Source organism: Shewanella sp. VB17 (genome assembly GCF_013248905.1).
Taxonomy (GTDB): Bacteria; Pseudomonadota; Gammaproteobacteria; order Enterobacterales; family Shewanellaceae; genus Shewanella.
The window spans coordinates 58,063-83,702 of sequence record NZ_JABRVS010000001.1 but is presented as its reverse complement, the minus strand read 5'-3'; the positions used below and the strand labels follow the sequence as shown (position 1 = coordinate 83,702).

Annotated in this window: 28 protein-coding genes; 16 read left to right on the top strand and 12 right to left on the bottom strand. The window is 40.2% G+C overall.

Going from position 1 to position 25,640, the window contains the following annotated elements:
• Positions 1-60 precede the first annotated feature (60 nt).
• Genes fliE through HQQ94_RS00280 form a run of 3 tightly spaced genes read right to left on the bottom strand, consistent with a single transcriptional unit; the run spans position 61 to position 2,640 of the window.
• Positions 61-399, bottom strand: a complete 339-nt coding sequence (gene fliE / locus HQQ94_RS00290; RefSeq protein WP_302051834.1) for a flagellar hook-basal body complex protein FliE — start codon at positions 397-399, stop codon at positions 61-63.
• Positions 400-440: 41 nt separating this feature from the next.
• Complete coding sequence (locus tag HQQ94_RS00285; RefSeq protein ID WP_173292565.1) at positions 441-1,739, bottom strand: sigma-54-dependent Fis family transcriptional regulator; 1,299 nt, start codon at positions 1,737-1,739, stop codon at positions 441-443.
• A complete protein-coding gene (locus HQQ94_RS00280) occupies positions 1,726-2,640 on the bottom strand; it encodes an OmpA family protein (protein WP_173292564.1) in 915 nt (304 codons plus the stop codon). The genes HQQ94_RS00285 and HQQ94_RS00280 overlap by 14 nt, the downstream gene beginning before the upstream one ends.
• Before the next feature lie 667 nt (positions 2,641-3,307).
• On the opposite strand from HQQ94_RS00280, the gene HQQ94_RS00275 reads away from it, so the two are divergent.
• The 7 genes from HQQ94_RS00275 to HQQ94_RS00245 all read left to right on the top strand — a co-directional run bounded on the left by HQQ94_RS00275 (position 3,308) and on the right by HQQ94_RS00245 (position 9,733).
• Entirely contained in the window at positions 3,308-4,177 is an 870-nt protein-coding gene (locus tag HQQ94_RS00275; protein ID WP_173292563.1) for a FliM/FliN family flagellar motor C-terminal domain-containing protein, read from the top strand.
• A gap of 64 nt (positions 4,178-4,241) precedes the next feature.
• Positions 4,242-4,598 carry a flagellar motor switch protein FliN gene (gene fliN, locus HQQ94_RS00270; protein ID WP_173292562.1) on the top strand — a complete coding sequence of 119 codons (357 nt, stop codon included), beginning with the start codon at positions 4,242-4,244 and terminating at the stop codon, positions 4,596-4,598.
• Between the two features lie 2 nt (positions 4,599-4,600).
• A complete protein-coding gene (gene fliP, locus HQQ94_RS00265) occupies positions 4,601-5,329 on the top strand; it encodes a flagellar type III secretion system pore protein FliP (RefSeq protein ID WP_173292561.1) in 729 nt (242 codons plus the stop codon).
• Positions 5,330-5,366: 37 nt separating this feature from the next.
• Positions 5,367-5,636, top strand: coding sequence for a flagellar biosynthesis protein FliQ (gene fliQ, locus HQQ94_RS00260; RefSeq protein WP_173292560.1), 270 nt, complete (start codon positions 5,367-5,369; stop codon positions 5,634-5,636).
• A gap of 2 nt (positions 5,637-5,638) precedes the next feature.
• A complete protein-coding gene (gene fliR / locus HQQ94_RS00255; RefSeq protein ID WP_173292559.1) occupies positions 5,639-6,418 on the top strand; it encodes a flagellar biosynthetic protein FliR in 780 nt (259 codons plus the stop codon).
• The gene (gene flhB / locus HQQ94_RS00250; RefSeq protein WP_173292558.1) at positions 6,415-7,545 is read left to right on the top strand and encodes a flagellar biosynthesis protein FlhB; all 1,131 of its coding nucleotides are present in this window, start codon (positions 6,415-6,417) and stop codon (positions 7,543-7,545) included. The genes fliR and flhB overlap by 4 nt, the downstream gene beginning before the upstream one ends.
• Positions 7,546-7,651: 106 nt before the next feature.
• Positions 7,652-9,733 carry a flagellar biosynthesis protein FlhA gene (locus HQQ94_RS00245; protein WP_173292557.1) on the top strand — a complete coding sequence of 694 codons (2,082 nt, stop codon included), beginning with the start codon at positions 7,652-7,654 and terminating at the stop codon, positions 9,731-9,733.
• A 441-nt stretch (positions 9,734-10,174) separates the two neighbouring features.
• Here HQQ94_RS00245 and HQQ94_RS00240 read toward each other — a convergent pair whose 3' ends face one another.
• Positions 10,175-10,366 (bottom strand): hypothetical protein, encoded by a 192-nt coding sequence (locus HQQ94_RS00240; RefSeq protein WP_173292556.1) that lies wholly within the window; start codon positions 10,364-10,366, stop codon positions 10,175-10,177.
• Between the two features lie 337 nt (positions 10,367-10,703).
• Here HQQ94_RS00240 and dmeF point away from each other — a divergent pair, with 337 nt between their 5' ends.
• Together dmeF and HQQ94_RS00230 are read left to right on the top strand one after the other, a co-directional pair.
• The gene (gene dmeF / locus HQQ94_RS00235) at positions 10,704-11,645 is read left to right on the top strand and encodes a CDF family Co(II)/Ni(II) efflux transporter DmeF (protein WP_173292555.1); all 942 of its coding nucleotides are present in this window, start codon (positions 10,704-10,706) and stop codon (positions 11,643-11,645) included.
• 3 nt (positions 11,646-11,648) lie between these two features.
• Positions 11,649-12,065, top strand: a complete 417-nt coding sequence (locus tag HQQ94_RS00230; protein WP_173292554.1) for a MarR family winged helix-turn-helix transcriptional regulator — start codon at positions 11,649-11,651, stop codon at positions 12,063-12,065.
• Positions 12,066-12,096: 31 nt separating this feature from the next.
• On the opposite strand, the gene HQQ94_RS00225 is transcribed toward HQQ94_RS00230, so the two are convergent.
• Positions 12,097-12,327, bottom strand: coding sequence for a hypothetical protein (locus HQQ94_RS00225; protein ID WP_173292553.1), 231 nt, complete (start codon positions 12,325-12,327; stop codon positions 12,097-12,099).
• 352 nt (positions 12,328-12,679) lie between these two features.
• Between HQQ94_RS00225 and HQQ94_RS00220 the strand changes: the two genes are divergently transcribed.
• Both HQQ94_RS00220 and HQQ94_RS00215 read left to right on the top strand, forming a co-directional pair.
• On the top strand, positions 12,680-13,201 hold the full coding sequence (locus HQQ94_RS00220) for an isochorismatase family protein (protein WP_173292552.1): 522 nt from the start codon (positions 12,680-12,682) through the stop codon (positions 13,199-13,201).
• Positions 13,202-13,525: 324 nt separating this feature from the next.
• Complete coding sequence (locus HQQ94_RS00215; protein ID WP_173292551.1) at positions 13,526-14,008, top strand: GNAT family N-acetyltransferase; 483 nt, start codon at positions 13,526-13,528, stop codon at positions 14,006-14,008.
• Positions 14,009-14,058: 50 nt separating this feature from the next.
• Here the strand turns inward: HQQ94_RS00215 and HQQ94_RS00210 are convergent, their stop codons facing one another.
• A complete protein-coding gene (locus HQQ94_RS00210; RefSeq protein WP_309247268.1) occupies positions 14,059-14,757 on the bottom strand; it encodes a sulfite exporter TauE/SafE family protein in 699 nt (232 codons plus the stop codon).
• Between the two features lie 149 nt (positions 14,758-14,906).
• On the opposite strand from HQQ94_RS00210, the gene HQQ94_RS00205 reads away from it, so the two are divergent.
• Positions 14,907-16,181, top strand: a complete 1,275-nt coding sequence (locus tag HQQ94_RS00205; RefSeq protein WP_173292549.1) for an IS4 family transposase — start codon at positions 14,907-14,909, stop codon at positions 16,179-16,181.
• Here HQQ94_RS00205 and HQQ94_RS00200 read toward each other — a convergent pair.
• Together HQQ94_RS00200 and yrfG are read right to left on the bottom strand one after the other, a co-directional pair.
• Positions 16,176-16,436, bottom strand: a complete 261-nt coding sequence (locus HQQ94_RS00200) for a hypothetical protein (protein ID WP_173292548.1) — start codon at positions 16,434-16,436, stop codon at positions 16,176-16,178. The genes HQQ94_RS00205 and HQQ94_RS00200 overlap by 6 nt on opposite strands.
• Before the next feature lie 210 nt (positions 16,437-16,646).
• On the bottom strand, positions 16,647-17,312 hold the full coding sequence (gene yrfG / locus HQQ94_RS00195; protein WP_173292547.1) for a GMP/IMP nucleotidase: 666 nt from the start codon (positions 17,310-17,312) through the stop codon (positions 16,647-16,649).
• A 76-nt stretch (positions 17,313-17,388) separates the two neighbouring features.
• On the opposite strand from yrfG, the gene nudE reads away from it, so the two are divergent.
• From nudE to HQQ94_RS00180, 3 genes are all read left to right on the top strand, one after another.
• A complete protein-coding gene (gene nudE / locus HQQ94_RS00190) occupies positions 17,389-17,934 on the top strand; it encodes an ADP compounds hydrolase NudE (protein ID WP_173292545.1) in 546 nt (181 codons plus the stop codon).
• A 67-nt stretch (positions 17,935-18,001) separates the two neighbouring features.
• Complete coding sequence (cysQ, locus tag HQQ94_RS00185) at positions 18,002-18,814, top strand: 3'(2'),5'-bisphosphate nucleotidase CysQ (protein WP_173292543.1); 813 nt, start codon at positions 18,002-18,004, stop codon at positions 18,812-18,814.
• Between the two features lie 111 nt (positions 18,815-18,925).
• Positions 18,926-20,218: an MFS transporter gene (locus HQQ94_RS00180; protein ID WP_173292541.1), complete on the top strand. Its 1,293-nt coding sequence runs from the start codon at positions 18,926-18,928 to the stop codon at positions 20,216-20,218.
• Between the two features lie 25 nt (positions 20,219-20,243).
• Here HQQ94_RS00180 and mnmH read toward each other — a convergent pair whose 3' ends face one another.
• The 3 genes from mnmH to HQQ94_RS00165 all read right to left on the bottom strand — a co-directional run bounded on the left by mnmH (position 20,244) and on the right by HQQ94_RS00165 (position 23,648).
• Entirely contained in the window at positions 20,244-21,347 is a 1,104-nt protein-coding gene (mnmH, locus tag HQQ94_RS00175; RefSeq protein ID WP_173292539.1) for a tRNA 2-selenouridine(34) synthase MnmH, read from the bottom strand.
• Positions 21,348-21,363: 16 nt separating this feature from the next.
• Positions 21,364-22,440, bottom strand: coding sequence for a selenide, water dikinase SelD (gene selD / locus HQQ94_RS00170; RefSeq protein WP_375335685.1), 1,077 nt, complete (start codon positions 22,438-22,440; stop codon positions 21,364-21,366).
• A 101-nt stretch (positions 22,441-22,541) separates the two neighbouring features.
• Positions 22,542-23,648, bottom strand: a complete 1,107-nt coding sequence (locus HQQ94_RS00165; protein WP_173292533.1) for a fatty acid desaturase — start codon at positions 23,646-23,648, stop codon at positions 22,542-22,544.
• A gap of 154 nt (positions 23,649-23,802) precedes the next feature.
• Between HQQ94_RS00165 and fabR the strand changes: the two genes are divergently transcribed.
• On the top strand, positions 23,803-24,417 hold the full coding sequence (gene fabR / locus HQQ94_RS00160) for an HTH-type transcriptional repressor FabR (protein WP_173296449.1): 615 nt from the start codon (positions 23,803-23,805) through the stop codon (positions 24,415-24,417).
• A gap of 60 nt (positions 24,418-24,477) precedes the next feature.
• Here the strand turns inward: fabR and trmA are convergent, their stop codons facing one another.
• A complete protein-coding gene (trmA, locus tag HQQ94_RS00155; RefSeq protein ID WP_173292530.1) occupies positions 24,478-25,575 on the bottom strand; it encodes a tRNA (uridine(54)-C5)-methyltransferase TrmA in 1,098 nt (365 codons plus the stop codon).
• Between the last annotated feature and the right edge of the window lie 65 nt (positions 25,576-25,640).

Sequence of the window (25,640 nt, the reverse complement as noted above, 5' to 3'; positions counted from 1 at the left end):
TTCCTTACAGAAGACGTTGATTTTCTGCTAGTGCTGAGTTGGTTTAACGGGATGCCTTATTTAAAGAGGCATTTTCATTACTTCGTCAAATGCCTGAACTAAGCGGTTACGGATTTGAATCATTGCTGAGAAAGAGAGGCTTGCTTTTTGTGAGGCAACCATGGCCCCCACCAAATCATCACTTTCCCCCATATCTACGGATCTTATTTTGGCTGAAGAGATGTTTTGATCTGTGTTTACCGCTGCGACTTTACTTTCCATCAGTTCGGTGAAAGAGGGGGCTTGAATGCCCTGATCTTTAGGGTTGGCTGTGATTTTTATCGTCCCTTTTGCCATCTCTGTATGGATGCTTAACGTGTCCATCATGGATTGAGGGCTGACTAAGGTTGAAGCTGACATGTGGTTTTCCTATCTATAATATATGTGTTGTGGTGCTTGTTTTAGGCTGCATGATTTAATGCATGTTCTATGTCTATTCCCTCTTCACGCATTTGTACTAGTTTGTATCTGAGAGCTCGAGTCGTCATCCCAAGAGATTCTGCGCTTTGGCTACGGTGACCTCCGAATCGTTTTAGGGTGTCTAAAATGTATTGAAATTCCGCTTGTCGTTTTGAGGCTTTGAGTCCCATTTCTGGCGTGTCTGCTTTAATGATGTAATGGTTGCTGTTGTTTTCTATACCGAGGTCAGCTGCTTGAATTGTCTGACCTCGACGCATGACTAGTGCTCGCTGAATAGTATTTTCTAATTCTCTGACATTGCCTGGCCAGCTATGGGAGAGTAAATGTTGTTGAGCTTGTCCACTGAAGTAGCAATATTGGTTATCACATAAATGTCTGTATTTTTGTAAAAAATGCTCGGCTAAAGGGAGGATGTCCTCTTTGCGTTCTCTCAGTGGTGTGATTTTAAGAGGTAATACATCGAGGCGGTAAAAGAGGTCTTCTCTAAAGTCACCATTTGCGACTGCTTTGCGCAAATCTTTATTTGTTGAAGCAATAATACGAATATTAAGTTTGATTGTTTTATGACCACCTAAACGTTCAACCTCTCTCTCTTGTAAAACTCGCAGTAGTTTAGATTGCAATAAAAACGGCATTTCGCCTATTTCATCCAGCAAGAGAGTGCCACCGTTGGCTTGCTCAAATTTTCCTGCTTGATCGCAAGATGCACCAGTGAAGGCACCTTTGACATGCCCAAATAGAATGGATTCTAAAATACTCTCAGGAATGGCTGCACAATTGACCGCAATAAAAGGTTGTTCTGCGCGGTTAGAATTACGATGAATGTAGCGTGCTAAAGGCTCTTTACCTGTGCCGCTTTCGCCAGTGAGCAGAATACTGGCTTCAGTCGTGGCGGCACGATGCGCCAACATTAATAGTTGTCGACTGACGGTTGACGAGACGATAAATTCGGTATCTGGTTGTTCTAAGCGGCGTAATCTGTGCAACAAAGAGGCGAGTTGTTCGATATCCAACGGTAGTAGCAGATAATCTTGCGCGCCATGTTGCATAGCACAGCTGGCAAGTTCAGTTTGTTCTGGATTAAGTAATGCTATTTGGTTTTTCCCTGGATATTGAGCCATCTTAAGCGCGGCTTCAGCGCAGCTAGAATTAGACAAATTGATTATGGTAAGCCAAGGCTTATCTAGTGAATGCCAGAATCCAAAATCTTGTGCCTGTAACTGTTTACGGTTCTCAGGTGTCAGTTCAGCTTCAACAAGCCTAATGTCAAAGAGACTCATGGGGTGCTCCAGTTTGTTGGCTTACAGGCGTTGTAATGGGTGACTTAATTAAACGTATGGTGACTCTTCGATTCAATTGCCGACCTGCATGAGTATTATTGCTCACCTTAGGTGAACGATCGCCATGGTGCCTAACTTCGACCATATTTTTTGTTATGCCTAATTCAATTAACCGTGAAGCGACTTCATCGGCTCTTTCTTGGCTCATCACCAGATTCGCTAAACGCTTACCGCTTCCATCTGCATGAGCATCGACCAATATTTTTACGATTGAATTATCCACCGCTACATACTGTGCTATAGCCTCTAAATCAGCTTCGTGTGCGAGTTGTAATTTGCTTGAGCCTGAATTAAAGGGCAAATCGACTCTGCGCACATACGAGAAAGGTTTAGGGAGTAAATTATGACGGCATAATTTAAATTTCTGAGCGATTGCTTGGGTTGCAATGGGCGTGGTTTCAACCAGATATGTATCACCTTCAGTCGCCACAATGGATGCTTGCCAAGAAGCGCCTTGTTCTAATCCCTCAATAAATGGATTTATCGCTTTTTGGCTACTGGCCATGTTGTCATGCCAAACCAGCAAGGTTTGGGTTGAATTTGAGTGGTTATCTCGCTTCCATGAAGGAGCTTGTACGCTAAGGGTACTTTGCTTATTATTGAATGTTACCCAATCTGCAATGAGCTGTAATTTTACTGGGCTGCCAGGTTCTGCAATTAATTTAAATTGACCAAACCCACTCACTTTATGCTCGATCTTGCATTGGTAGCGGTCTCCTGAATAATCCCATTTTGCTTGCTCGAATTCTGTTTGATAATGAAAAACCTTGGCTAAGGCCAATTCTGAGTTAATAAGAATAATAAACAAAGAACAAATTGTTATGCGAACTGATCTTTTCAATGTATTAATCTGCCTTTTAAGTTTCAATTAGTAACAGGTGTTATTTAATTGTTAATCTATCTTTGCTTATATGTTTATATGTTAAGCGTTAAATCAGTCTGTTTTTTTGATGTGATTTATATGAGAGCTTCTTGTTGGGTACAATAAAACATTAATGAATCAGCAAGTAAAATGTTTTTTAATTTTTATTTATATTTTAATTTTAAAGGATGGATTGAAAGTATTAGCTTCTACTGATATCTTTTATATGCCATGTAATGATTCTGTTTATTTTTTAACATTTTGTGGGTACATTGCGTTGTTTAATGCGTATGTTTGCACTTCTTTAATTACTAGGTTTTGTTTTTATCTTATTGTTTTTAGTGTTGTTTTTATGTTCCAGCATACGGTTTAATTGGTTTTTTTTTATTTTTTTGTTAAAAAATTATAGTTTTTCATTAAATTGTCGCTGTAACTTTTTTAGCTTTTTATTTAATTAATTTATTATTTTTTTTCGAGTGAATGTGTTTTTAATATCTTTAGGTTAATAGTATTTTTGCATTATATCGATTTGATTAATTATTGTTATCAGACATTAAATTGTCATCAGTCATTTAAATGTCAACTATAAATAATTAGTTGTTAATTTGACATGAGTGTTTGTCTTTGAATTTGACATGGATTTGAAATGAAAACTACAGCTAAAGCAAATTTGCTTAAGGCGAATAGATGTGAACGAGTTAGACCTGTTGCATTAATTCAAGAAAAACTTGCACGGAGCAGATTAATTATACAAGTGGAAGCGTGTCAACGTCCGTTATTGGAAGCCGCTAATCATGTGCTTAACCCTATTATTCGACAGGGGCATCATGCATTGTCAAATATTTCATTTTTAGAACCTGCACAGCCTATCGAACCAGAGACGAATAATGCATGGTTTTTGTTGCGTTATCATCGATTACCTTTAGCTTGGTGGCGTATTGATAAGTGCACCTTAGATCAGCTAGCAAGTGGGTATTATGGCAGTTTAGCGAGTCTTTTGAAGTCGCCGTTAAGGTCGCCAAGTCAATCTGAATTTAGGTTGGCCAAAAAGTTGATGCTAGCGGCGTTGAATGTTTTGCCTATGGCTGTTCTGGATGAAACCGCTTTAGATTTAGAGTTGGTGACAAATAGCACCCCAGTTGATGCGACTATTAGCTGGCAGCTTCATTTTCCCAAGGAGCATAAGGTGCCACCTATGTTGTTTTGTATGACGGAGAATTTACTAGGTCTAATGTCAGAGCAATCGAGTCCTTATATAGCCAGTCCCAATTTAGCTGAAAACTTGTCATATAGATTAAGACAGATCCCCATGAAAATATTATTTGAATTGGGCCGTCAGCATATCCCTGTCACCTCGCTTCAAGATTTGAAGGTTGGAGACATTATACCGATGAACATACATTCACGCTGTCCTGTAGCTGTGGGGAAGCGGCCTATATTCTATGCTGCTATTCACACTCATGAGGGGAAAATGGTGGCAAAACTCACTCAGGATGCGTATTTGCATGAGAGCTAGTGGCCTAAGCGTTAACCAAATTTAAGATAACCATGCGATTTACCAATTATAGAGGAACCACTTAATGGCTGAACAAACGATACTGCAAGATGATGATTTTTTACTGGATGATAACTTGTTCGGTGAAGATAATATTAGTTCAGACGTGAACACAGTTAAACCAGTTAAAGATATCTCTTTTTTTCATCAATTGCCGGTACAGGTTACGTTAGAGTTGGCCAGTGCAGAGATGTCTTTAGGTGAATTGACTCGAATGGGCGAAGGCGATGTTATCGCGTTAGATCGCATGGTGGGTGAGCCGTTAGATATTCGGGTTAATGGCGCGTTATTAGGACGCGGTGAAGTGGTAGAGGTGAACGGCCGTTATGGTGTTCGTTTATTGGAAGTTGAAGCTGTGAGTCTCACCGGAGCAAATGACTGATTATGCTTCGCGGACTCTTGCTATTACTGTGTTTAGTTGTACCGACTGCGTTTGCTAATGATGGTTTTACTCTGCTTACACTTGGGGATGGTGAGCAGGCTCAATCGGTCAATATTAAGTTAGAGATACTTGCACTGATGACGGTGCTCAGTTTTTTGCCAGCCATGCTGATGATGCTCACGAGTTTTACCCGCATCATAGTGGTGTTGGCTATTTTGCGCCAAGCGTTAGGATTACAGCAGAGCCCGCCAAACAAAGTGTTACTTGGCATCGCGTTAGTGTTGACCATTTTTGTGATGAGACCTGTGGGTAAAGATATTTATGACAATGCCTACCTTCCCTATGAACAAGGGCAGATAGAGCTAACTGAGGCCGTTAAAGTCGGGGTGATCCCTCTGCGAAAATTTATGCTTGCTCAAACTCGCGAAACCGATTTAGAGCAGATGCTTAAAATCGCGGATGAACCAGTCACGCTAATGGTGGACGAAATCCCCTTCTTCGTTCTAATGCCTGCTTTTGTATTAAGTGAGCTTAAAACAGCTTTTCAAATTGGATTTTTGCTCTTTTTACCTTTTCTGGTTATCGATCTGGTGGTCGCAAGTGTGTTGATGTCTATGGGGATGATGATGCTGTCGCCCTTAATTATCTCTTTGCCCTTTAAGCTGATGGTGTTTGTGCTGGTCGATGGCTGGTCGATGACGGTGAGTACCTTAGTGGCCAGTTTTGGTTAGCGAGATTTAATGGTGAATAGAGTGAATAGGGTGAACTATGGAGATTAATGAACTGACCTCGGTTTTTTCTGATGCTATCTACTTAGTGGTGATCATGGTGTGTGTGTTGGTTATTCCTAGTCTGCTAGTCGGCTTGCTTATTGCTGTATTTCAAGCTGCGACTCAAGTTAATGAGCAGACGCTGAGTTTCTTACCAAGGTTGGTGTTGACTCTGTTAATGGTTTTGTATTCTGGGCAATGGTTACTGCAACAACTCTCAGATTTTTTTGAGCGTTTGTTTCTAAACATTCCTCATATAATTGGTTAAGTATGCTGTCTCTAACCTCGATGGAACTCAGCGCATTTATTGGCACTTTCTGGTGGCCATTTTGCCGCATTATGGGGGCATTTTTAGCGATGCCCTTTTTAAGTAGCAGCTTTATACCTGCGTCAGTGAGGGTTTTATTAGCCTTGTCGATATCAGCTTTGATTGCGCCTATGCTACCCAGTGTCCCTGCTGTCGATGCTATTTCAATCGGAGCCCTACTGTTGGCACTAGAGCAATTGCTTATCGGATTTATGTTGGCGTTATTTTTAAGCATCATGATCCATGTTATGACCTTGCTCGGTGCCATGATGTCAATGCAAATGGGACTGGCTATGGCGATCATGAATGATCCTTCCAGTGGCAGTTCGAATCCAATATTAGGCCAATGGTTGCTTCTTTATGGAGTGTTGTTGTTTCTTGCTTTAGACGGTCATTTGGTCGCGATTGGGGTTTTGGTGGACAGTTTCCGGCTATGGCCGATAGGAACTGGTGTGTTCGATCTGCCTTTGATGGCATTAATCAGTCGTTTTGCCTGGATTTTTGCTGCTGCATTTATGTTGGCGTTACCCTCCATCCTTGCCATGCTAATGGTTAATATTACCTTTGGTGTCTTGAGTAAAGCGGCCCCTTCATTAAACGTATTTGCTTTAGGTTTTCCCATGTCGATGTTGATGGGACTACTCTGCGTCATGCTGTCATTTAGTGGCTTGCCAAGCCGTTATAGTGATCTTTGTTTAGATGCACTTGCAGCCATGTATCAATTTATTGGTGGTGTGGTATGAGTAAAGATACAGGTCAAAGTAAAACGGAGAAAGCGACCCCGCAGAAGCTTAAAAAAGCGCGCAACGAGGGACAAGTACCTAGATCAAAAGATTTAGCAGCAACAGCATTGATTATCGGTTGTTCGCTTATGCTGACTATTAGTGCTGAATGGTTTGCAGCTAAGGTGTCACATGTCACTCGGTACAATATGTTATTGACTAAAGAAGAGTTGGATGAACCCGGCATGATGATGAATCATCTTGGCTCATCTCTGGTTGAAGTCCTTAGTATACTTGGGCCTATTTTTATATTGGTTGCTGTGCTTGCCATGGTTGCTGGAGCATTACCTGGAGGCCCTGTTTTTAATTTTAAAAATGCCTCATTCAAATATAGCCGTATTGATCCCATTGCTGGATTGGGGCGCATGGCATCAATAAAATCTTTGGTTGAACTCATCAAGTCAATGCTTAAAATTGTCTTATTAATCGGCATCATGTTTATCTTTCTTGAAAAGAACCTCCAAACACTATTGGGTTATAGCCAGTTACCGATTGATGAAGCGGTTCGTAAAGGGATAGATATGCTCTCGGGCGGTATGCTGTATCTAGGTCTGGGCATGCTGATGATCACTTTTATTGATGTGCCATATCAGTATTGGCATCATCATAACGAATTAAAAATGACCAGTCAGGATGTAAAAGATGAACATAAGCAGCAGGAAGGGAAGCCAGAAATAAAAGCAAAAATACGTCAGTTGCAACAGAGGGTAGGTCGTTCTAGGGCCGATGTTGCTATTCCCCAAGCTGATGTTTTACTGGTTAACCCTAATCATTATGCGGTGGCATTGAAATATGACCTTGAGAAGGCAGATGCGCCTTATGTATTAACCAAGGGCACTGATGAGTTGGCCTTATACATGCGCCAACTTGCTCAACGTCATGACGTTGAAGTGATCGAACTGCCACCATTGGCACGTGCTGTTTACTACTCGACCCAAGTGGAACAACAAATCCCAGCGGCGCTGTTTATTGCGATAGCCCATGTATTGAGTTACGTATTACAGATAAAAGCGGCAAGACAGGGAATACAAACTAGGCCGGATCCATTGCCAAACTTCTTTATTCCACCCCACTTACGACGTGATTAACGTGGATATACCCAAGTGACGTTTGGCTTTTACGTATTTTAAATTGTTTTTTGTTTTAACATTGTTGCCCACCTAAGGTGGCGACATGATTTGAGGATATTGCACCATGAATTGGTTTTCACGCACGTTTGTAGGCAATCGTAGCTATATAGGGATCCCTATTATGCTGCTGGCGATTCTGGGTATGATTATTCTTCCTTTGCCTCCTTGGTTATTAGACATTCTGTTCACGTTTAACATAGTGTTAGCTGTGATGGTCTTGTTGGTGAGCGTTACAATCAAACGGCCCATCGATTTTTCTGTGTTCCCCACAGTATTGTTACTTGCCACTTTGATGAGATTAACCCTGAACGTCGCGTCAACAAGGGTCGTACTTATTGAAGGCCATCTCGGCGGTGATGCTGCGGGTCGTGTGATCCAAGCCTTTGGTGAAGTCGTGATTGCGGGTAATTATGTTGTTGGGTGTGTGATTTTCTTAATCTTGATGATCATTAACTTTGTGGTGATCACTAAAGGCGGAGAGCGGATCTCAGAAGTGTCGGCTCGCTTTACCTTAGATGCATTGCCGGGTAAGCAAATGGCCATTGATGCTGATCTTAATGCAGGAGTATTAACCCAAGAGCAAGCCAGTGAGAGACGTCAAGATGTTGCCCGTGAAGCTGACTTTTATGGTTCGATGGATGGTGCGTCTAAGTTTGTCCGTGGAGATGCCATTGCTGGCTTGATGATCTTAGCGATTAATATGCTAGGGGGTCTTGCCATCGGTGTGTTTATGCACGACTTGAGCAGTGCTGAAGCATTTAAAACCTATGCGTTACTGACCATAGGTGATGGTTTAGTTGCACAAATCCCATCGCTACTTTTGGCAACTGCTGCTGCGATCATCGTGACTCGAGTTTCTGATGCAGAAGAGATGCCGGTGCAGCTTGGCAGACAATTGTTGGCAAACCCTAAAACCTTGGCAACAGCTGGGTTCGTGATGACAGTCCTTGGCTTAGTACCGGGTATGCCGACGGTTGTTTTTCTTTCTTTTGCGGCGGTATTGGGGTTTGTAGCCTGGAAACAAAGCCAACAAATTGATAGTAGACCTGAGGAAAAAGTAGAGCAAGAACTGGAGAAGAGTCTATCTGAACCTTCAGCACCCAGTTGGGATGCGTTACCGTTTACAGATTTGATTGAAGTGAGTTTAGGTTATCGTTTAGTGTATCTTGTTGAGCGTAGTAAGGGGGCGGAATTACAAAAACGCCTGATCGGGATTAGGCGAACCTTGTCTGAGCAAGCAGGCTTTCTCTTGAGCGAGATTAGGATTAGAGATAATTTATCGCTTGCGCCTAATGCTTATCAGATTAATTTGATGGGAAACCCAGTTGTTATTGCAGAGCTTGAGCCGGATAAATTGTTAGCGATAAAAAGTGGGCCTATTTATGGTGAGATAGATGGTATTATCACCAAAGATCCAGCTTATCAGATGGATGCAGTATGGGTAGAACCTAAACTTAAAGCTAAAGCGCTGAATTTAGGTTTTTCTGTGGTAGATAATGCAACGGTTATCGCGACTCATTTGAGTAAACTTATTCGAGAGTCTCTACCTGATATGTTACAACATGATGATGTTATTGCCTTAAATGATCGTTTGGGCAAGCAGTCACCTAAGTTGTCAGAATCGTTAAGCACGGCTTTAACTCCAATTCAGCAACTTAAGGTATACAGATTATTGCTTAAAGAGCAGGTTTCTTTGAAGGACATCAGGACTATCGCGACTACTTTACTCGATTGCAGTGAACATAGTAAAGATCCTGTTTTACTGGCCGCTGATGTACGTTGTGCCTTGCGTCATAGTATTCTTCATTCAATTGTGGGTTCTGAGCAGAAACTGAATGTATTGACTTTAGCCCCAGAGCTTGAACAGACGTTGATGACAGCGCTGAATCAATCTCAACAGCAAGGTAAGGTCGCACTTGACAGCTTTCCTGTTGAACCCATGTTGCTGGCACAACTGCAACAGAAAATGCCACAACTATTAGCAGATGCCAAGGCTCAAGGCCATAGTCCTATGTTGCTTGTTTCACCGCAGCTGAGACCCATATTGGCTCGTTACGCTTTAGCGTTTGCACGTGGCTTGCATGTGCTTTCATACAATGAAATTCCAGAAACCCGAGAGTTACTGGTCGCTGGTCAATTAGGCTAGGCTTTAGGAAAATAGTGCGATAAGGGGGCAGGTTTTCTGCTCTCTTATATACCCAAACCACTTCAATATGCTCATTTCAAAGTTTCCGTAGAGTATGGCGATAAGCAATTTTTTCGTTATGTTATTGATTTTTTTATTTAATTGTCATTCAACATGACGTTCAATGTCAATCTCAACAAAAATAGTCATTATTGAACTGTAGATAACCTGAACTCGAGATAACGAGTGTCAGATACGTTTAATTTTTTACTTAAAATCAACAAGTTGAATGCCGCCTGGTTGTTATTTGCCCACCCACTTGCTTAATGCCGACATTTTTGTCGATATCAAGGCGGGATTTCGTACGTAATAGCTGACTATTACTAGAAAGCACAACAAAGATAGGGGCCAAAATAGCGATATTAAGCGGCGCTGCTTAACCCGAGCTCAGGTTAGATAGGTCTATTGCTGAGATTTAGCCGTAAACTGCTCAGCAGCTTCTCTAGACTCAAAATGAGTCGCTATCATTTTTTCGCCATAAATTTTGACTATCGGACTACTACATTGATCAATCATCCATAGCCATTTAACAACTTGTGTTTGCTCCGGCGGGGCAGAGGCTGGCATGTTTTCTGTTGTCTGTGTAAACGGCATGAGCGTCTAACCTCAATATAATAGACTAAAGAAATAGCATTAATAAATCTGATAAATGATCATTGTTACTAGCAATACTTGGTTCAATTTGACTATTCGAATATTAAAATGATTAATGATAATGCTTTAAGTATAACAAACAAGTGGCTATTGTGTGTTTTATGTCCTTATGAGCTCTAGCATTGCCAATAATGTCTGCCGTTAACCTATCGCTTTTCCTTTCATTTTTTGGTTCATGGAGATATTTATTCTCCAAAATAATATCAGTCAGGTTGATTTAGTTTGATAACCAAGGTAATCTTCATAAATACTTTGATTGTCAAACTAAGGTACTATTTTGCATTTATCTCCTGAACATAATCACGATTTTTGCGCCAAACAAAGTTCGGGAGAAAAACGGACTCTCTATGTGTTGATATTGACGTTAACCGCCATGGTAGTGGAAATAGTCTCAGGTACAATATTTGGTTCGATGGCATTATTAGCAGATGGTTGGCACATGGGGACTCATGCTGCGGCTTTTTGTATTACCTTGTTTGCGTATCGTTATGCTAGGAAACATGCTCACAGTGACAAGTTTTCCTTTGGCACAGGTAAGGTCAGTGTATTAGGAGGCTATACCAGTGCCATCGTGTTGGGCGTGGTGGCTTTATTGATGATGGTAGAGTCAATCAATAGGTTGTTTAGTCCGCTGACAATTCAGTTTAATGAGGCGATAATGGTGGCTTTTCTTGGGCTCGCAGTGAATGTGGTGAGCATATTTTTATTAGGAGACCATCATCATGGACATGCTCATTCACACGACCATACAGATGACCACTCTCACTCAAAAAATCATTCACATAGTGAGTCTCATACACCTCATGACCACAATTTACGTGCGGCTTATATGCATGTGCTTGCAGATGCGCTGACGTCCGTCCTTGCCATTGTTGCTCTGGTATTTGGTAAGTTTTATGGCTGGCACTGGTTAGATGCCGTGATGGGAATGGTAGGTGCTGTCGTGATAATCAAGTGGACTTGGGGGCTAATGAAACAAACCAGTCCTGTGTTATTGGATGAAAATATAGATCAAAGTTATCGACATTCAATTAAGGAGGCCTTATCACCTTATGCGCAAGTACAAGATATTCATATTTGGAAAATCAGTGGCGATCATTATTGCGCTGCAATTGCATTGGCCTCAGATAATGATAAAACAGTGGCAGAATATAAAATATTATTGGCAAAGTTTGATAAAATCCATCATCTTACTCTTGAACTAAACCCACTGAGTTAACCTATGCGCGATTTAGAAAAGCTGAATCAATCCATTACTGAATTTTACGATAAAATGTCCTCTTGGGAGCAATCTGTGGTCAAAGAAACAGGCTATTCTTTGGCGCAAACCCATACTATTGAAGTGCTCGGTGTTCATGGTGCATTGCGAATGAAACAGTTAGCGAAAAAACTGGGTATCACTACAGGAACCTTAACGGTCCAAGTGGATAAATTAGTCAATCTTGGTTTAATCATTCGGTGTCCGCACCCAGAAGATCGCCGAGTTATCGTCGTTAAATTAACTGATGCAGGTGAGCAGATCCATCGCCAGCATAATCAACTCCATTTGGATTTAATGCACGATATCACAGGTGATATTTCACCAGAACAAGTACTTATGTTAACCGGCTTTTTAGATACAATGAACCAAGCATTTTGAACATTCAATTTTTCAAAATGATTGGTTTTACTTACTTAATTGAGAACTGAAAGGTGTGCTTCAGCAGCGGTTGAATATCTGTCTTTCTTGGTGCCAGCATAATCATTAATGCTAATATGAGTGCTAAACTTAGCAACGGCAAACTCAGGCAGTAGTCATTAGCCTGTTTGACGAGTTTTGTCGGTAAATAGCCTTTGCTTGTTACTTTGAAAGAGCCATCTTGCCCCATGGCCTCATCAAAAATTATTGTGAAATAGCGCATTATTATATACTTGAAAATTTTTACAAGCTGCTTTTTTCCCTCAAAATGCCCTGGTAACATGGATGTTATATAATGGCCATGCTGTCAACGGCCACAGTTGTATCTACCCCTGTTATTTCAAGCAAGAATAATCATAGGTGGCAACTATCTTTCACTTTTTGAAAAAGACCGTAAGAAACAAGATGGTCACGATATGCCTCAACCATCTCATCGAAGTTAAACTTCTCATAATTAACTGTGCCATCTACAATTGCACTGTATTTTATCTAAGCTTTATGTAATTATAACAAAAGCTTAAAGTCAACAAGTTAATTTCAGAGCAATAAGCTGTTAGCTTTCAAAAGGAGATTGTATGAAATCAGTACTTTTAGTCGTAGATGCGCAAAATGGAGTTTTCGGCTCAAGTAATCCGCCGTATATATCCGAAAAAGTTGTTGAAAATATTAGTCGACTTATTAGTTGTGCTAACTCACGCAAGTATAAAACGGTATTTATACAACATGAAATTCCGGCAGTACTCGAGCCTGAGAGCCATGCTTGGCAAATTTTTACTGGTTTTAATCTCATAGGGTCTGGTGTCAACATTCGGAAAAAGTCCCCAGACTCATTTCATGATACAGACCTGAGTGCCTATTTAGATGAAGAAGGCATTGAACATGTCATTATCTGTGGTTACTCAACGGAATTCTGCATTGATCGAACAACGTTTAGCGCAGCGTGTCGAGGCTATCAAGTTACCTTGATAAATGATGCACATACAACCCACAACAAACCTCATTTGGATGCATTATCAATCATTGAACACTATAACTTTACTTTGTCAAAGCACCCAAATATTTCACTGGTATCCACTCAAGACTTCACCATAGGCTAATAATAACCCATAATATGTGACTTTTAGTTTGCTAGCGTATTGGCATCAATTTTTTAAAGGAAAGTGAAATAATCATGCCATGTTATTTATTTCAAGAGACTCCTGCGGTAAACCTTTTATATTGTGATTATTACTAGAATAGAGCTTGACCGAAAACTCCATGATATCTCCCATGTTAAGCATTGCATGGTAAATGAAGTGTGGTTTATGTGTTGCACTAGCTGTTTTTTTTAGCGATATTAGTTAGATTAAACAAGCTCGTATATGATTATTTGTTGTCAATTTAACCTCACGCTTTCCAAGGGGCGTACATTAGGAACACGAATGAAAATTGAAGTATTAATAGCAGACTATTTAAATGAGCAACATTCGCAAGATATAGGCTACCTATTAAATAATTATGCCGCAGATCCAATGGGAGGTGGCACACCTTTATCAGATTTTATTCAACAAAATCTAGCGTTGGAATTATCAAAAGTACCTAATGCATTTAGTGTAATTTGTTATGTGAATGATAAGCCTGCTGGCTTAGCCAATTGCTTTGAAGCCTTTTCAACGTTTAAATGTAAACCTCTTATTAATGTTCACGATGTTGTTGTCGTTAATGAATTTAGAGGGCTAGGCATTAGTCAGTTAATCTTGGCTAAGGTTGAAGAGAGAGCGAAAGAGAAGGAGTGCTGTAAAATCACGCTAGAAGTCTTAGAAGGGAATGAAGTAGCATGCAAATCCTATATAAAATTCGGGTTTGACGGCTTTGAGTTAGATCCTAAAGTGGGTAAAGCTTTATTTTGGCAAAAAGCTTTTTAAAATCTCTACAGAAAAACTTGACCATTACAGCAAGTGATTTATCTCTAGATTTAGATAAAAAAGTCTCCGCTACCTTGATATACAAGAGCTATCATAAATAGCACTAATATATTTTTAATCAAAACATGATAACTTTTTTCATCTATTTTCGACTGCAACTTTATGCCTACAAATAAGCCTATAATTGCAATAGTAAAAACCAGTAATACTTCAGGGTTCAAAACTTCACCCATTGAATATTGTGATGATAAAACAGTTGCCTGCATCAACTTACCCAATAAGAAACAAATATTAGAAACTACTATTACTTGTTTAGCTGATTTGGTGACTTCTAATAAATAAATCATCAAAATTGGTGCTATTGCATTAGTCGCTCCCCCCACAACACCTGCAAGACCACCCATTATGAGGGCAAAAAATATTGGATACTTGTTTAGAAAAGTCGAAAATAACTTGATTTTACTTGAGAATAGTACTATTAAAATAGTACATGCAAGTACGATTTTTAAAATATCAGGATCAGCCCAAACAAGTACACAAGAGCCTAAAAAACTCCCCGCTGTTGTTGTACCAATAATTAACCTAAATTCTAATAGCCATTTTTTTACATCAGAGCAATTTAAAAGACTCACAATGATAATGACCAATGAAGGTAATAAAGTTAATAAAATGGCTGTTTTTAAATCATAGACCAAGGTTAAAATAGGGGTAGATAGCATGGGAAAACCAAATCCCAATGCACCATGAATACTGGCAGCTACTCATAGGTAGCATCTTAAGGGATCACCCAGTATCATTTTGATTAAACAGTGTTATTTTGAATAAAACTGGAGGTTGTACTCATCTCATGATCAAATATCTCGTGTGAAAGATCCATCCAACCACGAGAGAGCACGAAATGAAGTTTAACTGCATACCTAAGCGCCTGACAAGTATTCTTAACGCCACAAGCATTACACAATTAGCTAGAAAGTGTGGTTTTATGCAGCGCATGCGCAACATATCACCGACGGAGCTGGTATTTGCTCTACTTAACACTTTGGGAACAAGGTCAAATATCAACCTTTCTGATATACATAAGAATTTATGTATTGAACATGGTAAAAGCATTAATTATAAGCCATTTCACAACAAGCTTAAAAAACTCAACTGCTTCGAGCTATTACCGAACAAGCTGCCAAAAAATGGCTATTTGAGCCCTTACAACAAGCCTTGCCGAGCGAATATCCCTTTTAAGGCGATAGAAGCACATGATGGAAGTTCTCTCAAATTACATATTGGTTTAACGGAACAATTTCCAGGTCGATTTACCAAGACTCATCCCGCAGCAATGGAGCTACACATGACCATGGACTTGATGTCGGGTGGCTACAATTACCTTGGCATTGCACCAGATTCGGAGAGTGAGAGGCACTATAATCCGTTTGCTTTTGAAATAAAGGATATCTTGCTACTTATGGATGCGGGTTACTTTAATATCGAATACTGCTATCAGGCTGACAAACATGGTGGTTATGTGATCACGCGGACTAACGGTCAAATTAACCCGAATATAATCGCTGCTTTTGATAGCCAAGGAACAGCCATTAAAGCGCTAGTAGGTAAGAAGATGAAGCGAGTTAAATTGAAGAAAGATCAACTTGTTGACCTTGATGTGAAATGGAGTGACAAGCCGGGTTTACACCGATTAATTGCATTCTGGGATAGAAAAAAATCTGCCATCGGTTATCTCATCACTAACCTAAAACGAGAGCAATTCCCTGCAGTCAAAGTGTGTGAGTTATATGGACTACGTTGGCAAATAGAGCTATTTTTCAAAGAATTAAAATCATATAGCGGCTTAAAAAGCTTCAACACAAGAAATAAATCCATCGCTGAGAGCTTAGTCTGGGCGAGTATGCTGACTTTATTACTCAAGCGTTTTATCGCCAAAGTGAGTGGCGAAATACACAAGGTGATGATTTCAACACAAAAGGTTGCTCGATGTGCAAACGATTGGCTCCCAGATATTCTAAAAGCACTGAGATCGGAACGAGAATATAGAATAAAAAATCAACTAAGGAAGTGGTGTCGATACTTAAGTGAATATGCTTGTAGATCACAGCCTAAAAGAGATAACGAGACACTGTTTGTGCAGTTAACTGAACATGCCAGCGCTGCTAATAATCTATAAACCGTTATATTTAAAGGGCTGCAGCACCTTAAAGACTAACTTATTACAAAAGACTGAGATGACTTCGACGTCTAAAGGAGCTAAATCTAAAAGTGATCTTAAATCAATCTCAAGTTCACGTACTTTATCAATAAACCTAGGTGCATCACTTGGTAATAGCATAATTTTTATAGCGTCACAGTCACCAGGTATAGATAGTTTTTTGACATTTATGTTTTTTAAAAATTTATTTTTCAATATTTGAATTATATTCACAGCACCCCAAACCTAACAGATTATTGATTGGTAGCAGGATAACGTTCCTGTTTATTTTTTGGTTAACCTATCACTCCTAAGTGCTTGTTGTAAAAAGGTTGTTTTTAATAAGCTAAAAGTGTGGTAGGCATTACTAACTTAGCCTGACGCTCAAATTTAAATATCAAAAATGTACTCTCTTGAAAATATCAGCCTTCATTCGAAGACCGACTATTTTGCTAGTAGATCTTCTAGTAAAAGGTGGTAGTCCCTAATCGATGGAAAATCGCTAAAAACGTTATCTGGTTTTTGGCTATCGGGATTGGTGATACCTAGTTGATAGCCAACCCCTGCATCTTTAGCGGCTTGTAAAATGACTTGGCTATCATCGATAAATAGACATTGGCAGGGATCTAAAGAAAACTGTTGAAATAGATGTCGCCAAAAGTTGGGGTGCTCTTTAGGGTAACCTGTTTCGTGGCTTGAGAGCATGTGATCTAGACCTAATGCGAGGTCGGTATGTTCCAACTTTAAAGCTAGGCTGTGGGGGTGCGCGTTAGTGACTAAAATACGGGATTTTTTTTGAGCACCTAATGCGGTTAAAAACGGCATGCTGTCTTGCCTTAGTTGAATTCTGTCTACTAATGTTTTATGCAGCGCTAAAATGTCTAATTTGAGTTCTTTTTGCCAATAATCAAGACTGTACCATTCTAAAGTTCCGAATACCTTTTTATAGGCGACTTCGACTAATTTGACAGCATCTTGAGTTGTCATTGCTTTTTGACGACTTAACTCTTGTGGGACTAAGTTGAGCCAAAAGTGGTTATCAAAATGGAGGTCAAGTAAGGTGCCATCCATATCAAGTAAAACGGTATCTATTTTATTCCAAGGAAACATAGTTTGCGTTCTTTGAAGAAATTTGAGTATATGTAGTAAGATTATACTTAAATATCAATTCTAGTCAGGGATTTTCATGAATGGCAAAAAACCAGAAATTCTAGGCGCAGAAATTGTTGCCCAGAGTCGTTTGTTTAAAATCGAACAAGTGCATCTGAAATTTTCTAATAATGTTGAGCGACATTATGAAAGAATGAAGGGCAATAATCGTGGTGCCGTGATGGTAGTACCAGTATTAAACCATGACACCTTGTTATTAGGCAGAGAGTATGCAGCAGGAACTCACACATACGAACTGGGCTTTACTAAAGGACTGATTGACTTAGGTGAAGAAGCTCATGAGGCGGCGAATCGAGAGTTACAGGAGGAAATAGGTTATGGTACAAGAAAGTTAACCCACCTTATGGAGGTCAGTCTTGCTCCTGGTTATTTTGCCAGTAAAATGCAAATATTTATTGCTGAAGATCTCTATGAAAGTCAACTTGAAGGTGATGAGCCTGAGCCGATAGAGTTGGTTTCTTGGCCCATAAGTCAGTGGCAAACTTTACTTCAGCAGGAAGACTTCTCTGAATCAAGAAGTGTGAGTGCCTTGTTTTTAGCTCAAAAATACCTAAAATTATAATTGTTTAAAGCAAAATATTAATACTCTTTTTAAATCTGTTAAGTAGTACTAGGCTGTTGGAGCAGTTATGAAGCCAGAAGATTATGTAGAGCAGGCTATTGAAATTGCCATTGTTGCGGGTAAGAAAATTCGTGATATTTATGTGAAAGGAATATTTGAAAAAGAAATTAAGTCGGATAACACACCTGTGACTTCTGCTGATATCGCAGCGCACAATATAATCAACGCCGCACTTCAGGAATTAACGCCAGACATCCCCGTGTTATCAGAAGAGGATGCTGATATTCCCTTTACGACTCGTCAGCATTGGGATCGTTATTGGTTGGTTGATCCTTTAGATGGCACGGGTGAGTTTATTGCAGGCAGTGGAGATTTTTCGGTTATTATTGCCTTAATGGAACATAACCGACCTGTTATGGGGATCGTTTATGTGCCCATGACTGAAGTTTGTTATTATGCTATTGCTGGTTTAGGTGCTTATAAACGTGATGAAAAATCAGAATCTCGCATTATGAGTCATCAGTTACCTCAGAGTAGAACTCCCACTTTAAAACTGGCTGTAAGTCGTCGTCAGGATCCTAAATCAGTACTTAAATTGTTTAATCATGACAATCATTGTGATTTAGTCGTATTAGGTGGTGCAGCTTTGAAAAGTTGCTTAATTGCTGAAGGAAAAGCGGATTGTTATGTGCGTATTGGCCCAACTGGAGAGTGGGATACTGGTGCTGCTCAGGTTATTGTTGAGGAGGCTGGGGGTCAAATTATGGATATTAACTTACGGCCTTTAACTTATAATGAAAGAGAAAGTTTAGAAAACCCTAATTTTATTGTGGTAGGTTCTCCTCAATTAGAATGGGATCAAATTTTGATTAATGAGTGATGTCATATTTGTCAACTTTGGCTGATAAGTGAACTCTTCAAAGGCGTTGATAGCCTCGCATACGATTTTTCACACTTATCGTTCTCCATTTCAGAACTAATTTGAGGTCGTATGGTATTTAGTCGACGTTTTCTTCCTTATTTTATCGCCCAATGTTTAGGCGCTTTAAATGACAATGTGTATAAGAATGTTCTGATCTTGATGGTGGCTTATACCAGTGCTGAACAGTTGCCGATGTCGATAGACTTGTTTGTTAATATCGCCGCTGCTGTGTTTATTCTCCCTTTTTTATTGTTTTCAGCCTATGCAGGTTATCTTGCTGACTCTAAAGATAAAGCTTGGTTAATCAGGCGGATTAAGTTGGTGGAGCTTGTGCTGATGTCTGGTGCTGCATTGGCGATTATGAATCAAAGTTACTTATCTATGCTGCTGTTGCTTTTTCTCATGGGAACTCAATCTGCCTATTTCGGTCCAGTCAAATATGCATTACTGCCGCAAGTGTTAACACCTGCAGAATTGGTTCGCGGTAATGCGTGGGTAGAGGTGAGTACGTTTCTTGCCATTTTGTGTGGCACGCTAGGGGCTGGGATTATTGTGTCGAGTGATTATGCGACAACAGTGAGTGCCATTTTGGTTGTCGTGTTGGCGATCTTTGGCGTGGTTGCAGCGTGGGGGGTGCCTTCTTTACCTCCAGCTCTGAGTAAGGATATTTCAATGCATAAGGGGAACTGGCAGGTCCTTAACTGTGCTTATCAAAATCAACAAATTTGGGCTGCAATAATAGGCATTAGCTGGTTTTGGTTTCTTGGGGCGACGTATTTAACACAATTTCCTAATTTTACTCGTATATTTTTATTTTCAGAACCAAGTGTGGTGTCTGTATTATTAGCGCTTTTTTCGCTCGGTATTGCACTGGGCTCATTGACTTCAGTGCGTTTATCGAAAGGGAAAGTTGAATTAGGGGTTGTGCCACTAGGTTTGTTGGGACTCACCCTATTTGGTATTGATTTTGCGTTGGCCGTACCAAGCTCGAGTGATATGGTGTTTAGCGCTAGCCACTTTATTGCTGATTCAGGTCATTATCGACTTATGTTTGATCTCTTTATGGTAGGTGTGAGCGCGGGGATCTATATTGTCCCTTTATATAGCTTTATTCAGTCAAATGCTCAGGTCAATGAGCGTGCTCGTGTGATTGCTGCAAATAATATTCTTAATGCACTTTTTATGATCTCCTCAGCACTTTTAGCTATGTTACTTTTACAGGTATTGATGTGGCAGATCACTGAGTTATTTATGCTATTAGCTTTTAGTAATCTGCTAGTGTTTATTTTTATTTGTGTCAGAAAGTCCTTTTTTCGTCGTGCAGTTATCCATTTTTGGTTGAAAAAATTTCAACGAGAATAGCCCTCAGATAAGGGCTATTTTGATGTTATTTTTGATAGTCATTTAACCATTGGTGGATGGCTTGGTGGGAACCTTTAAATATCACTCTTGTTTTTTTTTGTTCGAGTTGGTATCGATACATAGGGTCGTAATATCGAGTGAGCAGTAGCGAGATCCATTCCAAATGAGCAAGGGTATTATTTTGCTGTAATTGCGCGTTTAATGCATAAGCTATGATTGATTGAAATTCATTATGCAGTTGATTACCAAGTCGTTTTCTTATACTGGTGATGCTTTGAGTCAAGTAAAGAGAAAAAGCAGAAAAGCCCGCCTCCTCACCTAAGCGTTCGACATAACCAGAATGCATTTTATGGACGTATTCATTAAGTAGGCGGGTTAATCGTGCTTCTTCAGATTCGTCTAACACGAGAATATTTGCAGTTTGCATTCCCTCATAGAAAGACTTTGGGATCGCAGAGCGGCCAATTAAAAAACTTTCATCTTCTATCAGTAAGCATTTTTCGTTCCTATTGTGATGTTTAAGTAGAGCAATGGCTAATTGATTTTCAAAGTTAATTTGTGAAGGTTGAGCTTCATGATAGCAGCCAAAACTTGAGCCTCTATGATGGGCATAACCTTCGAGATCTATCGCTTCTGAACGGTTAAGTAGGAAGTCTGTCTTACCACTTCCAGTGATGCCGCTAAGAATAAAGACTGGCTGCTTAGGGTGGGCATTATCTATAGTATCAATAAGGTATTGGCGCATGGCTTTATAGCCACCTTCAACATAAGGTATATCGATACCGGCTTCTTTAAGCCATTGTTGAGAGAGTTGCGATCTGAGCCCACCACGAAAGCAGTAGAGGTACGCATTAGGGTATTGGTTTATGAAAGCTAGCCACGCATCGACCCTTTGTTGTTTTATTTTTCCTTGAACGAGCGAGTGTCCTAGTGCAATTGCGGCCTCTTGTCCTTGTTTTTTATAGCAAGTACCTACACGTTGACGCTCACTATCTTGCATCAGCGGGGAGTTACTACTTGAGGGAAATGCGCCTTTATTGAATTCGATTGGTGCTCGAACGTCCAGCATTGGGTGTCCGTTGAGCATGATTGCTTGATAGGCTTCTTTAGGGATGATATTGCTGTTCATTAATATACCAATTGCATTAAGTCAGTTCCACTAGGCTTGATTGTTCTGCATGAGTCAGTGATCCGATACCATTAGCTTGGATGCCATGTTGCTTAAGTAGCGCAATAACCTCATTTTCAGCTTCGTTAGACACTGCAATCAGTAAGCCGCCACTGGTTTGAGGATCGCAGATGATGGCTTTTTCAGTATCAGTAAGTAGAGGCAGATGTTCGCAATAGCTTTCGAAATTTCTATGGGTTCCACCGGGGATACACCCAAGTTGCAGATATTTTTCAGTCTGAGGAAGTAATGGCAGTGAAGGGATCGCTATTCTGGCATTGAGTTTTGCTCCCTGACACATTTCGATAAGGTGGCCTGCTAAACCAAACCCAGTAACATCTGTCATGGCATTGACACCACGGATTTTGGCCAAGACAGTGCCAATTTTGTTCAGTTGACACATGGCATCAATGGCTATATTGCTGTCTTCTTCGGTGATTTTTTTTTGTTTCTGTGCGGTCGTTAAAATGCCTATGCCTAATGGTTTAGTTAGGTAAAGTTTATCACCGGATTTAGCCGTGTCGTTTTGCTTGAGTTCAGACAGAGGGATCTGACCTGATACCGCTAAGCCAAATATAGGCTCTGGAGAGTCGATACTGTGTCCACCGGCTAACATGATGCCAGCATCAGCACAGGCTTGACGCCCACCATCGACAACTTGTTGGGCAACTTCTGCAGATAATACGTTGATTGGCCAACCTAGAATTGCAATCGCCATTATCGGGGTTCCGCCCATGGCGTATATATCGCTAATGGCGTTAGTTGCAGCTATACGGCCGAAGGTAAAAGGATCATCAACAATTGGCATAAAAAAGTCAGTCGTACTGATAATGCCTGTTTCATCATTGAGCTTATATACCGCGGCATCATCTCGAGTTTGGTTGCCAACTAAGATGTTTGGGTCTTCAAAAATGGGCAGTTGAGACGCAAGAATGGTGTTAAGGACTTTTGGCGATATTTTACAGCCGCAGCCAGCGCCATGACTGTATTCGGTAAGTTTTATTTTTGATAGTGGCATGAGCGCAAAGTCCATAGTAATTGGGTAGGGGCTCATGATAGACCGATAGCTAGACTACTTCAATTAATCAGTAGTTCTAGGCTAAAGCTTAGGGCTACTGAGTATAAAGTAGCCCGTATAGGAAAGGTTGAAAATTGCTAGGTGTATGAAGAGGTCAATAGTAACCAGTTTTTTTGTTGTATAAGGAATCGTTGCTTCATTTCATCGACTTGAAGCATTAATTGCTTATTCACTAATTGTTTACGTTTAGCTTCCAGCAAGGTTTTTTTTGCGGTGTAGTAGTCGGTGAGATGGACTTTTAGCAGCTCATATTCAGTTTGAATTTTTTCAAGTACTTCATCACAGTTAGGCAGTAAAGCAACACGGTTCTGAGTATGCTTTAGCTGCATTTGTAATCTGGCACTTTCAATTCGCTCTTGAGGAGTAATGCGGAGATCTGTTGCTAAGCCAAACCAGTTTAAGCTATTTATCAACCACTTTGTTGGATCATATTGCCACCAATGTATACCATTACGATAATCATTTTCGAAAATGTGGTGAAAGTTATGGTAGCCCTCGCCATAGGTCAGCAGGGCGATGACGCCATTGTCCCGAGCGGTATTTTTGTCTGTGTAGGGTTGGCTTCCCCAAATGTGGGCCAGTGAATTGATGAAGAAAGTACAGTGGTGTACTACGACAAGTCTTAATAGTCCTGCCATTAGTAGCATTGCCCAAATATCCCCATTGAGCCAACCAATCAATGCAGGAAGGCCAATATTCATTAGGATGGCTAATACTAGGTAGTGTTTGTGCTGCCACATCACTATTTTGTCGTTTTGCAGATCACGTACATTTTTATAATCGTGGTAATATTGTGATTGGTACTCTCTAAGCATCCAACCTATGTGACTATACCAAAATCCCATTTTTGCAGAATAGGGATCCTTGTCATTATTATCCACATGCTTATGATGTATTCGGTGATCTGAAGACCAATGTAGAGCACTGTTTTGTAAAGCTAATGCACCGCCAAGTGCAAATAGAAAACGAATTGGTGCCTTTGCTTTATAGGTCTTGTGAGACCAGAGTCTATGGTAACCGGCAGTGATTGATAGGCCGCAGGCAAAGGCAAATACAATAAAGGCTACCCATTCTAAGATCCCATAACCATAGGTTATTCCATACCATGGAACGAGTATGGCTGCACCGAGAAAGGTGAAGGTGAAAAGAGCTACATTTGTCCAGATCAAGGGAGGTTTGGTCATTATTACTATCCAGTTGAAATTTGAGCGCACATCTGTACGCTAATTTAGCTGTTGAAAGCCAATAGGTCAAGTTAGAAAGATGATCTAATGGCTGTGTTTTGCTATCAAAAAATGTATGATCTTGTTATCACACTTAGTTTGCGGATCCGCCATGATGGGCATTAGAGCACAGCAAAAAGAGAAAACGCGTCGAGCATTGGTCGATGCAGCATTTAATCAGTTAAATGCTGCAAGGAGTTTCTCTAGTCTGAGTCTGCGTGAGGTGGCCCGAGAAGCCAAAATTGCTCCGACCTCTTTTTATCGCCACTTTAAAGACATGAATGAACTTGGACTGACTATGGTCGATGAAGGAGGGTTAACTTTACGTCAGATGATGCGCAAAGGACGTCAACGTGCAGAGGCCGGCGGAAGTGTAATACGGATTTCGGTTGATACCTTTATGGAAGTGTTAGAGTCTAACCCTAATGTTTTCAGAATATTATTGCATGAACGTTCAGGTACATCTGCGCCGTTTCGTGCGGCTGTAGCCCGTGAAATAGAACATTTTATCTCTGAATTAGCTCATTACACTGAGGCGACGGCAAAGCGCGCTCCTGAGCTGGCTCGTGCACAGGCAGAAGCATTAGTGACGTTAGTTTTTAATGCTGGCGCAGCTGCATTAGATATGAAGCGGGTGGATCGTAAGATTTTGGCTGATAGGTTAGTGACACAACTGCGTATGGTGGCGAAGGGTTCTGAGGTGTTGCAACAAAAACTGGAAAAGCGATAACATTTACGAAGGATCGCCATGGATGGTTGGCTATCCTTCGTTGTATCTAGGTATTGTGGATTACTTTTTTTCTAAAAATACACCTGCTTCCATATGATCGGTATAAGGGAATTGATCGAATAAAGCAAAACGGGTGATGTTATGAGTTTGACTTAATTCATTTAAATTATCTATTAGGGTGTTAGGGTTACATGAGATATAAACGATACGCTTGTAGCCTTGAACCAGTTTAACGGTATCCGGATCCATCCCTGCACGTGGTGGGTCAACGAAGATGGTATTACAATGATAACTATCTAAATCGATCCCTTCTAAGCGTCTAAAACTACGTTTTTTTGCCATGGCATCGGTAAAATCTTCAGCGGACATACGGATAATTTGCAGGTTATCAATGGCGTTTATTTTAATGTTATATTGCGCGGATTCAACAGAAGGTTTAGCAAGTTCTGTTGCCAATACACGATCAAAGTTTTGTGCTAAAGCGATTGAAAAATTACCGTTACCACAATAAAGCTCCAGTAAGTCTCCCTTACTTTCTTTGGTTATGTCGATGGCCCATTCGAGCATTTTAATGGAAACGTTACCGTTTGGTTGAGTAAAGCTATTTTCTATTTGGTGATATTGCAGTTGCTCTCCATTAACCAGAAGTGACTCGATAACAAAATCTTTATCGAAGACGATTTTCTGTTTACGTGCTCGGCCAATAATATTGACATTAAATGTCGCGGCCAACTTTTCTTTCAAAGTTGCAGCTTCTGCTTCCCATTGCTGATCTAGCTGTTTGTGATAGAGTAAAGAGACTAATATTTCACCACTAAGAGTGGAAAGAAAGTCAATTTGGAATAATCTATGTCGAAGCGTTGTGTTTCGTTTTAATTCGGCGATAAGTGTAGGCATCATATTATTAATCAACTTGCTGGCGGGCATAAATTGATCACAACGAATTTTACTATTCAGCGTCTTATCAAACATGTAATAGTACATGTCTTCACCATCATGCCAAATACGAAATTCTGCACGCATACGGTAATTTGTTGGTTCAGAACTAAATACTTCTAGATTTGGTGTATCAAAGTCAGCGAATATCTTTTCCAGTTTGATACGTTTTTCTTCAAGTTGCGCATCATAGGTATTAGGATCCATTGCTGCTAAATTCATTATTGATCACCCTTGGTTTGATTTTGGGCCGAATTATTATACTAGAAAGCTAGGAAGTCCAGTTT